This window comes from Bifidobacterium sp. LH_417 (assembly GCF_056357035.1).
Genome location: NZ_JBKEVI010000004.1, coordinates 121977 through 135141, shown reverse-complemented (window position 1 = coordinate 135141; position 13165 = coordinate 121977). Strand labels below are relative to the sequence as shown.

Annotated in this window: 9 protein-coding genes and 1 tRNA gene; 1 reads left to right on the top strand and 9 read right to left on the bottom strand. The window is 64.6% G+C overall.

From position 1 onward, the window contains the following. Positions 1-119: 119 nt before the first annotated feature. The 4 genes from AC1AYR_RS04420 to AC1AYR_RS04405 are packed head-to-tail and all read right to left on the bottom strand — an operon-like array spanning position 120 to position 5387. Positions 120-737 carry an NUDIX hydrolase gene (locus tag AC1AYR_RS04420; protein ID WP_476511520.1) on the bottom strand — a complete coding sequence of 206 codons (618 nt, stop codon included), beginning with the start codon at positions 735-737 and terminating at the stop codon, positions 120-122. Positions 738-741: 4 nt separating this feature from the next. Then, positions 742-1662, bottom strand: a complete 921-nt coding sequence (locus AC1AYR_RS04415) for a Nif3-like dinuclear metal center hexameric protein (protein ID WP_476511521.1) — start codon at positions 1660-1662, stop codon at positions 742-744. Positions 1663-1712: 50 nt separating this feature from the next. Then, on the bottom strand, positions 1713-4562 hold the full coding sequence (gene polA / locus AC1AYR_RS04410) for a DNA polymerase I (protein WP_476511522.1): 2850 nt from the start codon (positions 4560-4562) through the stop codon (positions 1713-1715). A gap of 33 nt (positions 4563-4595) precedes the next feature. Continuing rightward, positions 4596-5387: an ANTAR domain-containing response regulator gene (locus AC1AYR_RS04405; RefSeq protein WP_476511523.1), complete on the bottom strand. Its 792-nt coding sequence runs from the start codon at positions 5385-5387 to the stop codon at positions 4596-4598. 190 nt (positions 5388-5577) lie between these two features. On the opposite strand from AC1AYR_RS04405, the gene AC1AYR_RS04400 reads away from it, so the two are divergent. Continuing rightward, a tRNA-Leu gene (locus AC1AYR_RS04400) sits at positions 5578-5651 on the top strand. 250 nt (positions 5652-5901) lie between these two features. Here the strand turns inward: AC1AYR_RS04400 and pyk are convergent. The 5 genes from pyk to rpsA all read right to left on the bottom strand — a co-directional run bounded on the left by pyk (position 5902) and on the right by rpsA (position 13147). Further along, on the bottom strand, positions 5902-7344 hold the full coding sequence (pyk, locus tag AC1AYR_RS04395) for a pyruvate kinase (RefSeq protein ID WP_476511524.1): 1443 nt from the start codon (positions 7342-7344) through the stop codon (positions 5902-5904). A gap of 275 nt (positions 7345-7619) precedes the next feature. Then, entirely contained in the window at positions 7620-8648 is a 1029-nt protein-coding gene (locus AC1AYR_RS04390; RefSeq protein WP_476511525.1) for a TerC family protein, read from the bottom strand. Between the two features lie 48 nt (positions 8649-8696). Next, positions 8697-10808, bottom strand: coding sequence for an excinuclease ABC subunit UvrB (uvrB, locus tag AC1AYR_RS04385; protein WP_476511526.1), 2112 nt, complete (start codon positions 10806-10808; stop codon positions 8697-8699). Beyond that, complete coding sequence (gene coaE, locus AC1AYR_RS04380; protein ID WP_476511608.1) at positions 10808-11485, bottom strand: dephospho-CoA kinase; 678 nt, start codon at positions 11483-11485, stop codon at positions 10808-10810. The genes uvrB and coaE overlap by 1 nt, the downstream gene beginning before the upstream one ends. A gap of 189 nt (positions 11486-11674) precedes the next feature. Further along, complete coding sequence (rpsA, locus tag AC1AYR_RS04375; protein ID WP_476502164.1) at positions 11675-13147, bottom strand: 30S ribosomal protein S1; 1473 nt, start codon at positions 13145-13147, stop codon at positions 11675-11677. Between the last annotated feature and the right edge of the window lie 18 nt (positions 13148-13165).

The window sequence follows — 13165 nt, the reverse complement described above, 5'->3', positions numbered from 1 at the left end:
GTGTGGTGAATGGTCACCGTGTATGAACAGTCGGTGATGGTCTGGGTCGGGTCTGTCGAATCACACGAATCTCACGGATTCTTCGGAATCCGACCGATGGCGGTCGAAACCGCCGGAAGTCAATCGTGTTCGGTCAATCGCCGTATCGTCTCGTGCTGGATGGCGATGATCGAATTGGATGCGGTGACGCGTGTGGCGAGCAGTTCGTCCCAGCTCACCCAAGCGGATTCCACGTGCTCGTCCGGGTCGAAGTGCCGGGGCACGCGTTTCCACGCGTCCAGATGGATGACCATGATGTGCGCGAGCTCGTCGGTCATCCCTTCCGACGAATAATAGTCACCGACATGGTCAATGTGCAACCCGGCGTCGCTCGCGGGCGCGACACCGGTCTCTTCGGCGAGTTCGCGCAACGCCGCCTGCCGCACGTTTTCGCCGTCGTCCATGAGTCCGGCCGGCAACCCGTATGCGAAGATGTCGCTGCCCGCGCGGTATTCGCGTTCGATGAGATAGCGGTCCGCGGCCGTGTCGTGCACGAGCATGACGACGCAGGGCGCGTGGCGCAGCACCTGTCGGCGGATCGGCACGATGCCGCCGCCGTTCGCGGTCAATCCGATGGTCATGTCCTCCACGTGGAAGATAGCACCGCGATAGACTTCGCGGCGTTCCAGCACCTTCGCCGGCACGTTCATGTCGATGCCGTCGGAGCTGGCGTCGAGCACGGCTCGTTCATCCGTCATCGTCTCACTTCCTTTCCGCCGTCGCATCCGCGCTCCGGTGGAGCGACAGCGTCCACGGATCCGTGTCGCGGCGGATCCAGTTCGTCGCAAGCCGCTCGCCGAACCGTCGTTCGAGCGCGTCGGCGATGTCGCCGACGGCGTAACGGAACCACATCGATTCGATGGCCGAGTGCGGCGTGTTGACGAGGCATGGGCGCGCGTGCGCGTCGCCCGTGCCAAGCGTGACGCCTGCGGCGCGCATCGAAGCCTCGTACCGCGCCTGTTCGATGGCGTCGGTGGCCGGATGATGGCGCAGGTCGCTGGTCACGTACACGTCCACGCCGGCGGCGCGCACCTCGTCGAACAGGGAGTCGCCGGAGCCGGGCAGCACGGCGACGGTCTCGACGGGCGTGTCCGGGTCGCCGCACGCCTGCACGCCGAGCGCGGTGTCGATGGGCAGCGCATCGCATACACGCTGCGCGAACTCACGCAGCGTGACGGGTTCCGGCAAACGTCCGACGCGCCCCAGTCCGACGGGACCGGCCGCGTCCGAATCGTCGATCGGCACGAGCGCGCGCTGATCGACGAGACCGAAGCCGTCGGCTGCGGCCTCGCCGACGCCGCGCACCGCGCAATCCGCGTTCGTGTGTCCCACCCACAGCGCACATCCGGCACGGCTGAGACGGTTCACGATCATGCCGCGTGCGCCCAAGCCGGACACCTGGTGCACGGAGCGGAAGAACAGCGGATGATGCGTGACGAGCAGGTCCGCGCCCCACGCCAGCGCCTCGTCGATCACGGCCATGGTCGGGTCGCAGGCGAACGCGATGCGCGTCACCGGTGCCGTGAGGTCGCCGACGATGAGGCCAGGTGCGTCCCAGCTTTCCGCGTATTTGAGCGGATACAACGTTTCGAGCGTCCCGACGACCTGATTGAGGTTCGTCATTCTTCTCTCCTTTCCTTCCGCCGACGGCGGGCCGGCGCGGCCGACGCGGATCAGTGCGCGGCGAGCTGCCAGTCGTCGCCGATGCCGGTGGACACGTCCAACGGCACGTCGAGTTCGACGGCGTGCTCCATCGCGTCCCTGACGAGCGCGGTCGCGCGGTCGGCCTCGCCGGGCGCGATCTCGACGACGAGTTCGTCGTGGATCTGCAGGATGATGCGGCTCTTGAGCCCACTGTCCCGCAACGCCGAATCGGCATGGATCATCGCGATCTTCATGATGTCGGCGGCCGTCCCCTGGATGGGCGCGTTGAGCGCGGCGCGTTCGGCGGCGTCGCGCACGTTGCGGCTGGTCGACTTCAAGCCCGGGAAGTAGCGGCGGCGGCCGAACATAGTCTCCGTGTAGCCCTTGCGGCGGGCCTCGGCGACGCATGATTCGAGATAGTCGTGCACCTTGCCGAACGTGGCGAAGTACTTGTTCTTGAGTCCCTCCGCCTCGCCGGGGCTGATCTTGAGCTGCTGCGAGAGGCCGTACGTGCTCAGCCCGTAGGCGAGGCCGTAGCTCATGGCCTTCACGTGGCTGCGCTGGTCGGCGCTGATCTCGTCGACGGGCAGCTGGTAGACGAGGCTCGCCACATAGCGGTGGAAGTCGGCACCGCTCCGGAACGCCTCGATGAGCGCCTCGTCGCCGGACAGGTGCGCCATGATGCGCAACTCGACCTGCGAGTAGTCGCAGCTCATCAGCGACTCGTAGCCCTCCCCCGGCACGAACGCGGAGCGGATCTCCCGCCCGGCCGCGTTGCGGTTGGGGATGTTCTGCAGGTTCGGGTCGACGGAGCTCAGACGCCCGGTGGCGGCCACGGTCTGCTCGAATGTGGTGTGGATGCGTCCGTCGGCCGGGTTGACCGCGTCGATCAGCGTGGCGACGATCTGCTTCAACTTGTTGGTCTCGCGGTGACGCAGGAGCGCGCCGAGGAACCCGCTGGCGCGCTCGTCGTCCGCGTTGCGCACGTACAGGGTCTGCAGCGCGTCCGCGTTGGTGGTGTACGAACCGGATTTGGTGCGTTTCGTCGGCTTCAGGCCCATGTCCTCGAACAGGACCTTGGCGAGCTGCTTGGGGCTCTGCAGGTTGACGCGCGATCCGGCGTTCTCCCAGGCGATGCGCTGCGCCTGCTCGGCGTCGGCCGCGAAACCGGCGCGCATGTCCTCCAGACGGCGTTCGTCGACCTTCGCGCCTTCCGCCTCCAGCCCGTACAGGACGCGAGAGACGGGCAGCTCGATGTCCGTCAGGAGCTTCGACTGCTCGTCGGCGGCTATGCGCGGTCTGAGTTCGCGGGCGAGCGCGGCGACGATGGCCGCGTCGCGCAGCACGCTTTGGTCGGGTTCCGCCCCGTTGGAGGCGGCGTCCGCGCCGTCGGTCGTGGTGCCGTCGCCGGCGTCGAGGTCGAGCAGACCCTGCGTCGCCTCCTCCTGCTCTTCGAGATGCAGGTCGAGGAACTGGGCGGCCGCCTGTTCGAGTGTGTCCGCGTGGAAGTCGGGCTTGATGAGATAGCCGGCGAGTTTCGTGTCGAACGCCGGGGCCGGCAGCGCGACGCCGGCGGCGGCGAGCAAGTGCAGATGCTCCTTGTAGCCGTGGACCGTCATCGTACTCGCGTGGGCGTCGACTACGTCGCGCAGGGCGTCGATGATCGTCTCGTCCGCCGATGCCGGCTTGTCGATGATGACGGCCGCGCCGCCAGCGAGCAGGATCACGGCGTCAATCGCGGCACGGCCCGGGCGGTCGTCGCCGGACGCGTGCAGCACCCAGCCGGACGCGTCCGCGTCGGACGTGCCTGAATCGGACGTCTCGCCGCCTGCCCCACCGCCTTGCACGGGCAGATGGCGTTCCGCCCATGAGCGCAGGGAGGCGGCGTCCGTCACATGCTCCGCATGCGGCAGGTCGAGCGCGGCGGAGTCGTCGGCCGTGCCAGTCACGCCGGTCGAGAGCTTGGGCGTGACGCCGTTGTTGAACGTCTTCATCAGACGGCTTTTGGTGCGCACGCCGAATTCGAGCTTCGTGAACAGCGCGTCGAGACGGGCCGCGTCGATGCCGGAGAACGTGAGATCGTCGACGGTCACGCCGAGGTCGACGTCGCGCACGAGCGCGTTGACCTTGCGGTTGAGCATCACCTGGTCGATGTTGGCGCGCAGCGCCTCGCCCTTCTTGCCGCCGATCTCGTCCGCGTGCTCGCGGATGGCGTCCAGCGAACCGTACTGGTTGATCCATTTGGCGGCGAAGCCGTCGCCTACTCCCGGCACGCCGGGGATGTTGTCCGCGGTTTCGCCGCGCAGGGCTGCGAGATCCGGGTACTGCTGCGGCGTCACCTTGTATTTGGCGACGACCGCCTCCGGCGTCATGTGCTTGAGGTCCTTGAAATGATGCCCTGGGTACAGCACGGTGATGTTGTCGTCGATGAGCTGGAACGCGTCGCGGTCGCCGGACAGGACGAGCGTATGGTAGCCGGCCTTCTCGCCCATCGTGGCGAGCGTGCCGATCACGTCGTCGCCCTCGTAACCGGGTTTCTCGATGTAGGTAACGCCGAGCGCGGCAAGCATCTCCTGGATGAGCGGCAGCTGGGTGAGCAGTTCCTCGGGGGCCGCGTCGCGTGTGCCCTTGTACTGGGGCAGCAGCTCGTTGCGGAAGGTGCCGCCCTTCACATCGAAGGCGACGGCGAGATGGTCGGGTTGCTCCGAGTCGATGACTTGGGAGAGCATCGAGGCGAATCCCCAGACGGCGTTCGTGGCCTGTCCGGAGGATGTGGAGAAGTTGTCGACCGGCAGAGCGAAGAACGCGCGGAACGCCAGCGAATGGCCGTCAACGACCAGCAGCGTTCCGCGCGTCGGCGTGGATCCTTGTTGCGCCATGTATCCGTGAAGGTCCGTTCCGTCCGGTCCGACTCAGCGCTCGTTGCGTTCCGGCTTCGGATCGCCGTACTTGGCGATGATGGCCATGGCGAGGCGCTTCTTCGGGATGCGCTGGTCCATCGAGGTCTTCTGGATCCAACGGAACGCGCCCTGCTCGGAGAAGTCGGCCTTGTCCATGAGCAGGCCCTTCGCACGGTCGACGAGCTTGCGCTCCTCGAGCGTGTCCTGCGCCTTCTGGAGGTCGGCCTGCGCCTTGGCGAGCTCCTCCTTGGTCTCCTTGAGCTTCGCCTCACTGCGCTCGACATTGTCGAGCAGGTCGTTGATTTCGGCGAAACGGCCCATGGCGACCTCAAGGGCCGGGATGAGCTTGGACTCCTCGTACGGCTTGGTCACATAAGCCATGGCACCCGCGCCCGTGGACTTCTTGACGAGGTCCGGCTGGGAGAAGGCGGTGAGCATGACCACGGGGGCGATGTTCTCGTCGCAAATCAGGCCGGCGGCGGTGATGCCGTCCATACGCGGCATCTTGACGTCCATGCACACCACGTCCGGGCGCTTGGCACGGGTCAGTTCGACAGCCTCCTCGCCGTTGGCGGCTTCGCCGACGACCTCGTAGCCGTTGTCTTCGAGCATGCCGACGAGATCCATGCGGTTCACGGATTCATCCTCGGCGACGACGACGGTGCGCTTGCGGTTCTCGTCGGATTCGGAGGGAGTGGCCTTCTCCTCGGGGGCGGCGGCCTCATGCGCGACAGCCTCCAGCTCCTCCGCGGTCAGCACCGGCTCCATCGTCGGAGTCTCTTCATCGTTCTTCTTGGCAACCATGCCGTTCCTTCCTGTGCGATCGACGTGTATGTACATATCCTTTGGTGATTTTAACGCATAATCACTGGCTCCGTGCATGCGACGTGCCCTCGCCTGAACGAAATCGCCACGCGCGCGACACCGACGACGTGCATGGGTCGCGAACGTGTGGTATCTTGTCACGAGTGCCTTCGGGTCGTATATATGAAAAGCCCCTGTATCCCAATTGGTAGAGGAAGCAGCCTCAAAATCTGCGCAGTGTGGGTTCGAGTCCCACCGGGGGCACTGTTGCGAATGGTAATCCCCGCGATCGTCCCGATTGCGGGGATTTTTCGTTACCGTGATCAGCCGAACGTGCCGGCTGCCGGCATTCGCCCATATCCCGATCCCCCTCATCGAACCGTCGCATGTCGGACGATGCGCATGCATGAGAAACCCCCTACCCATGGAAATCATGGATAGGGGGTTTCTCATGCCGAATCGGGCATCCGCTGGATTCCCGATCGGTCTACCAGCTCATCGTGCGCTGACGGAATCAGTCGCAGGCGCCCACGGTGTGGACGTAGATGGAGTCGGTGCTGCCCGGCTGGTGTTCGCCCTGGGCGGAGCTCAGGATGACGATCTTGTCGCCATCGACGACCTTGCCGGCGTCGCGCAGCAGCTTGTCGGTGAAGATCATGAGGTCCTTGCGGGACTTGTCGTGGTAGTCCTCGTCGAGCAGGAAGGCCTCGGTGCCCCAGGAGAGGGCCAGCCAGTGGTAGGTGTGCTCGTTGTTGGTGATGCCGTAGATCGGGGCGGCCGGACGCTCGCGGGAGACGCGGTGCACGGTGTTGCCGGTCTGGGTGTAGGCGACGATGGCCTTGGCGTTAAGCTTGTCGGCCAGGTCGACGGCGGCGGAGGAGACGGCGCCGGTGGAGGACATGTCCAGGTTCTTCAGGGCCGGGATGCGGTCGAAGCCGTGCTCGGTGGCGAAGCCGGAGATGCGGGACATGGTGGAGACGGTGACAGCCGGGTACTCGCCGACGGCGGTCTCGTTGGAGGTCATGGTGGCGTCGGCGCCGTCGAGCACGGCGTTGGCGCAGTCGGAGGCCTCGGCGCGGGACGGAACCGGGGAGTGGACCATGGAGCCCAGGACCTCGGTGGCCACGATGACCGGCTTGGCGTAGTGACGGGACAGCTCGATGATGCGCTTGGTGGCCAGCGGGACCTCCTCAAGCGGGCACTCGACGGCCATGTCGCCACGGGCGGCCATGATGCCGTCGAAGGCCTTGACGATGTCCTCGAGGTTCTCAAGAGCCTGCGGCTTCTCAATCTTGGCGACGATCGGGATGCGGCGGCCTTCCTCGTCCATGATCTCGTGGGCGCGGTCGATGTCGGTGGCGAAACGAACGAAGGACATGGCGATGATGTCGGCGCCGGTGCGGATGGCCCAACGCAGATCCTCTTCGTCCTTCTCGGTCAGGGCCGGCAGGGAGACGGCGACGCCCGGCAGGTTGATGCCCTTGTGGGAGGACACCGGACCGGCCACGACGACCTTGGTGTGCACGTTGTTGCCCTCGACCTTGGTGACCTCAAGACGGACCTTGCCGTCGTCGATGAGAATCGGGTCACCCGGGTGGCAGTCGCCCGGCAGGCCCTTGAAGGTGGTGGAGGTGATGTGCTCGTCACCCTCGACGTCGTCGGTGGTGATGACGAACTCCTGGCCTTCCTTGAGCTCGACCTTGTCTTCGCCCTCGGCGTTCTTCTTGAACCAGCCGCAGCGAATCTTCGGGCCCTGGAGGTCGACCAGCACGGCCACGTTGCGGCCGGCGGCCTTCGAGGCCTGACGCACGTTGTTGTAGACCTTGAGGTGGTCCTCCGGAGTGCCGTGGGAGCGGTTCAGACGGGCCACGTCCATGCCGGCCTCGACGAGGCTGGTGATGCCTTCGAGGGATTCGGTGGCGGGGCCGATGGTGTCGACGATCTTGGCTTTGCGCATGTGCCTATTCCTAACTATTGCAAGGGACGCAGGCCGGATGGCCTACGTTTTCCACGGAACAGTCTACTAGCTTTCACCCATTCCTTCCAATTTTTCGCCCGGTGTGTTGTTAACGCTCACAACATAATGGCCACAATATAAGAAGCGCCCACGGAAGTTCCCCTCTCAGGGAATTCCGTGAGCGTTCTCATGGAATTCACCGACCCGATGCACGGGGTCGGACAGGCACCTTACGCGACGAAAACCGAGAAAGGCCCTTATCGATCATTTCCCGGTCACTCGGAGACCTCGGTATCCGCCTTGGATCCGACGGCAGGCTGCGCGCCCTTGCCGGCATCCATCGCCTTCATCTTGACGACGGAGGCGATCGCGGCGCCGCCGATCGCCACGACGATCACGGCGAGAGACAACCACGTCGGCACTTCAGGCACCCAGTGGACACCCTCGCCGCCGTTGATGAACGGCAGCGTGTTGCCATGCAGGGCCTCCATCACCAGTTTCACGCCGATGAAGCCCAGCACGATCGACAGTCCCACCGGCAGGTAGACGAGCTTGTCGAGCAGGGCGCCCAACAGGAAGTAGAGCTGCTGGAGGCCCAGCAGCGCGAACACGTTCGACGTGAACACGAGGAACGGATCCTTCGTCAGGCCGAAAATGGCCGGAATCGAATCGAATGCGAACATCACGTCGGTGGTGCCGATCGTGAGGAACACGATGAGCATCGGCGTCCAGTAGCGCACGCCGTTGCGGGTGGTCCTGAGCTTCTCGCCGTCGTATTCGTCGGTGATGCGGATCACCTTGCGCAGCGTGCGGATGAGTCCGTTCTCCTGATACTCCTCGTCGTCATCCCCGCCGAGGACCAGCTTGACGGCGGTGTAGATGAGGAACGCACCGAAGATGAAGAACACCCACGTGAACCGGCTGATGAGCGCGGCGCCGATGAGGATGAACACGCCGCGGAAGATCAGCGCGATCGTGATGCCGACGGACAGCACGTATTTCTGAATCTGCTTCGGCACGGCGAAGTTCGACATGATGATGACGAACACGAACAGGTTGTCGATGGACAGCGAATACTCGGTGAGCCATCCGGAATAGAACTCGATGGCGGGCTTGGAACCGGCGAAATACCAGATGCAGCCGCCGAAGATCAGCGCCATGACCACAAAGAACGCGATGTGCTGGACGCATTCCTTCGTGGAGGGCACGTGCGGCCTGCGTCCGATGACGAACAGGTCGACGATGAAGAACAACGCAAGCACCACGAACGTGGCGATTTCAAATGCAAGAGGGGTTTCGGCCATGATTCCCTACCCTAACGCATCTCTATGACCGCTTCCGCTCACTTCTGCTCACTTGTTCGCCTCCGTCATTTGGCGCAGTTCCTTCTTGAGGTCACGGATCTCGTCGCGCAGACGGGCGGCGAGTTCGAACTGGAGCTGCTCGGCGGCGGTGTGCATCTGCTCGCTCAGCTGGCGGATGAGACCGGCGAGGTCCTGCGCGAGCAGCCCGGCCTTGAGGATCTCCTCGTGTCGCCTGTCCGCCTCCGCGGCGTCGAATGCGGGCACGCCCAGATGCGTGTTTCCCGCCTTGCCGGCGTTGCGGTAGCCGCCTTCGAGCAGTGTGGCTGTGTCCACATCCTCCTTGGCCAGCATGTCGTTGACGTCGCTGATCTTCTTGATGAGCGGCTTGGGGTCGATGCCGTGCTCCTCGTTGTACGCGATCTGCCGGGCACGACGGCGTTCGGTCTCGTCGATGGCCTGATGCATCGCCTCGGTGACCTCGTCCGCGTACATGATGACCGTGCCGGACACGTTGCGCGCCGCGCGGCCGATCGTCTGGATGAGCGAACGGTAGGAGCGCAGGAAGCCCTCCTTGTCGGCGTCGAGGATCGCGACGAGCGACACTTCGGGCAGGTCGAGGCCCTCCCTGAGCAGGTTGATGCCGACGATCACGTCGATCTTGCCTTCGCGCAGCATGCGCAGCAGCTCGACACGGCGCAGCGTGTCCACGTCGGAATGCAGGTATTCGACCTTGATGCCCCGTTCGAGCAGATAATCGGTCAGGTCCTCGGCCATCTTCTTGGTGAGCGTGGTGACGAGGGCCCGCTCCCCCTTCGCCACACGGTCCTTGATCTCGGCGAGCAGGTCGTCGATCTGTCCTTCGGTGGGACGCACCTCGACCTTCGGGTCGAGCAGCCCGGTCGGGCGGATGATCTGCTCGACCACCCCGTCCGACAATCCCAGCTCGTAGTCGCCCGGCGTGGCGGACAGGTAGACGGTCTGGCCGACGCGCTGGAGGAATTCCGGCCATTTGAGCGGCCGGTTGTCCATCGCGGAAGGCAGACGGAAGCCGTGTTCGACGAGCGTGCGCTTGCGCGATGCGTCACCCTCGTACATGGCGCCGATCTGCGGGACGGTCACATGCGACTCGTCGATGACGAGCAGGAAGTCGTCGGGGAAGAAGTCGAGCAGCGTGTGCGGCGGCGTGCCGGGCGCACGCCCGTCGAAGTGCCGCGAATAGTTCTCGACGCCGGAGCACACGCCCACCTGGGTGAGCATCTCCAGATCGTAGGTGGTGCGCATGGTGAGACGCTGCGCCTCGAGTTCCTTGCCTTGCTTCTTCAGTTCCGCGACACGCTCGTCGAGTTCCTCGCGGATGGTCTTCAGCGCGCGCTCCATGCGTTCCGGACCGGCCACGTAGTGCGAGGCGGGGAAGATGTGCACCTCGTTCTCCTCGGCGATCTCGTCGCCGGTCAACGGATGGAGGGTGGAGATGCGGTCGATCTCGTCGCCGAAGAACTCGATGCGCACGGCGAGCTCCTCGTATACGGGGATGATCTCCACCGTATCGCCGCGCACGCGGAACGTGCCTCGCGTGAACGCGATGTCGTTGCGCTTGTACTGCATGGCGACGAATTGCCGCAGCAGCTGGTCACGGTCGATCTGCTGGCCGACCTTGAGCAGCAGCATGCGCCCCGCGTATTCTTCGGGGGTGCCGAGGCCGTAGATGCATGACACAGTGGCGACGACCACGCAGTCGCGTCGGGTGAGCAGGTTGGCGGTGGCCTGGTGGCGCAGACGCTCCACATCGTCGTTGATGTTGGAGTCCTTCTCGATGTACGTGTCGGTCTGCGGGATGTACGCCTCCGGCTGGTAGTAGTCGTAGTAGGAGACGAAGTAGCTCACCGCGTTGTCGGGCATGAGCTCGCGGAATTCGGCGCACAGCTGCGCGGCGAGCGTCTTGTTCGGCTCGATGATGAGCGTCGGACGTTGCAGCCGTTCGATGAGCCAGGCGGTGGTGGCCGTCTTGCCGGTACCGGTCGCGCCCATGAGCACGACGTCGTTCTCGCCGTCCTCGATGCGCGCGGCGAGCTCCTCGATGGCCTGCGGCTGGTCGCCGCTCGGCTTGTACGGCGATTTGACGACGAACGGCCTGTTCTCGCGTTGGATGTTGAATCCCATCACTGCTCCTTCCATCCGTCGACCAGTCTATCAACCTGCTCGAACATGCGTTCGAGTGGTTGCGTCGAGTCGATGACGATGTCGGCGATCGCCTCGCGCTGCCCGCGCGTCGATTGGTGACGTATGCGCGCCTCGGCCTGTTCGCGCGTCATGCCGCGTGTCGCGATCATGCGCGCGATGCGCGTCTCGACGGGAGCCTCGACCGTCACGATGTAATCGAAACGGAACGGGATGTCGTCGATTACCTCGGCGAGCAGCGGCACGTCATGCACGACGATCGGACCGTGCTCCCCCACTCCGTCCCCGCCATCCCGCATTGCCGCAACGGCCGCATACTCCCGTTCCATACGTTCGGCGGCGGCGTAGATCAGCGGATGCTCGATCGCGTCCAGCCGCTCGCGTGCACCGGGCCCGGCGTTGCGCCCGAACACGTGCTCGGCGACCCACGCGCGGTTCAACGTGCCATCGGCCGCGACGGCCGCCTCGCCGAACTCACGCACGATGGCCGGCAACGCCGCGCCGCCTGGCGACACGACTTCGCGGGCCAACGCGTCATAGTTGATGTGCAGCGCGCCATCCGCGCGCATCCGCGCTGCCACCGTGCTCTTGCCCGCCGCAATACCCCCGGTTAACCCGATACGAATCACGATTCCTTCCCCTTTCCTCGCCTCTCCCATGGTGCAATAGAATCCACATGGTGCAGTATGCGGAAACGGCTTGATTCCGCGGTTATGGAGGAGGATATGCGTTGCCATACCGCGGGAATCGTCCGACATATATTACGTGTATATACGACGAAACCCGGCCCTGATGGACCGGGTTTCGTTTCAGGCGTTACGCCGTGGGCTCATGCCGTGAGGCGGAACTCACTTGCCGAGCAGCTGGTCGCGCAGTGCGGCGAGCTGATCGGAATCGGCGAGCGTGCCGGTGGAGGTGTTGTCGGAAGAGTAGTTGGACACCTCTTCGACCTTCTCCTCCTTCGGGCCCTGGCCGTCGGCGGCAGCGGACTCCTCCGCGTGCTCGAGCTCCTTGGCCACGAACTCCTTGTGCTCCTCCCACAGCTGGTGGGCGGCCGCGTACTGGGACTCCCACTCCTCGCGCTGCTTCTCGTAACCGGCGATCCACTCGTTGGTGTTCGGGTCGAAGCCTTCGGGGTACTTGTAGTTGCCCTGCTCGTCGTACTCGGCCGGCATGCCGTAGATGGCCGGATCGAAGTCCTCGGAGGCCGGGTCGACGGAGTCGTTGGCCTGCTTGAGGGACAGGGAGATGCGGCGACGATCGAGGTCGACGTCGATCACCTTGACGAACACGGTCTCGCCCGGCTTGACCACGGTCTCCGGGTTCTCGACGTGACGGTTGGCGAGCTCGGAGATGTGCACCAGGCCCTCGATGCCGTCCTCGACGGAGATGAACACGCCGAACTGCACGATCTTGGTGACCTTGCCCTTGACGATCTGGCCGGGGACGTGGGTGCGGGCGAAGCGCTGCCACGGATCCTCCTGAGTGGCCTTGAGCGACAGGGAGATGCGCTCGCGGTCCAGATCGACGTCCAGCACCTCGACGGTGACCTTGTCGCCGACCTTGACGACCTCGGACGGGTGGTCGATGTGCTTCCAGGACAGCTCGGAGACGTGGATGAGGCCGTCCACACCGCCGAGGTCGACGAACGCGCCGAAGTTGACGATGGAGGAGACGACGCCCTCGCGGATCTGGCCCTTCTTGAGCTGCGAGAGGAAGGTCTCGCGCACTTCGGACTGGGTCTCCTCGAGGTACTGGCGACGGGACAGGACCACGTTGTTGCGGTTCTTGTCGAGCTCGAGGATCTTGGCCTGAATCTTCTGGCCGATGTACGGGGTGAGGTCGCGGACGCGACGCATCTCGACCAGGGAGGCCGGCAGGAAGCCACGCAGGCCGATGTCCACGATGAGGCCGCCCTTGACGGCTTCGATGACGGTGCCCTCGACGACGCCGTCCGCTTCCTTGATCTTCTCGATGTCGCCCCAGGCGCGCTCGTACTGGGCGCGCTTCTTGGACAGAATCAGACGGCCTTCCTTGTCTTCCTTGGTGACGACAAGGGCCTCGACGGTGTCGCCGACCTCGACGACCTCGTCCGGATCGACGTCCTTCTTGATGGAAAGCTCGCGGGAGGGGATCACACCCTCGGTCTTGTAGCCGATATCCAGGAGGACCTCGTCGTGATCGATCTTGACGACGGTACCCTCGACCAGATCACCATCGTCGAAGTTCTTGATGGTGGAATCGACTGCCTTGATGAAGTCCTCTTCGGTGCCGATGTCGTTGATGGCGACCTTGGTGACCTCAGTGTTGTTCTCTGCCATGTAGGTAATGGTTTCTCA

Bases quoted from the DNA above. Each gene is read 5' to 3' on its own strand.
- polA (WP_476511522.1), bottom strand. From the start codon at position 4,562: ATGGCGCAACAAGGATCCACGCCGACGCGCGGAACGCTGCTGGTCGTT.
- AC1AYR_RS04390 (WP_476511525.1), bottom strand. From the start codon at position 8,648: ATGGCCGAAACCCCTCTTGCATTTGAAATCGCCACGTTCGTGGTGCTT.
- uvrB (WP_476511526.1), bottom strand. From the start codon at position 10,808: ATGGGATTCAACATCCAACGCGAGAACAGGCCGTTCGTCGTCAAATCG.
- coaE (WP_476511608.1), bottom strand. From the start codon at position 11,485: ATGGGAGAGGCGAGGAAAGGGGAAGGAATCGTGATTCGTATCGGGTTA.
- rpsA (WP_476502164.1), bottom strand. From the start codon at position 13,147: ATGGCAGAGAACAACACTGAGGTCACCAAGGTCGCCATCAACGACATC.
- AC1AYR_RS04415 (WP_476511521.1), bottom strand. From the start codon at position 1,662: ATGACGAACCTCAATCAGGTCGTCGGGACGCTCGAAACGTTGTATCCG.
- AC1AYR_RS04420 (WP_476511520.1), bottom strand. From the start codon at position 737: ATGACGGATGAACGAGCCGTGCTCGACGCCAGCTCCGACGGCATCGAC.
- AC1AYR_RS04405 (WP_476511523.1), bottom strand. From the start codon at position 5,387: ATGGTTGCCAAGAAGAACGATGAAGAGACTCCGACGATGGAGCCGGTG.
- pyk (WP_476511524.1), bottom strand. From the start codon at position 7,344: ATGCGCAAAGCCAAGATCGTCGACACCATCGGCCCCGCCACCGAATCC.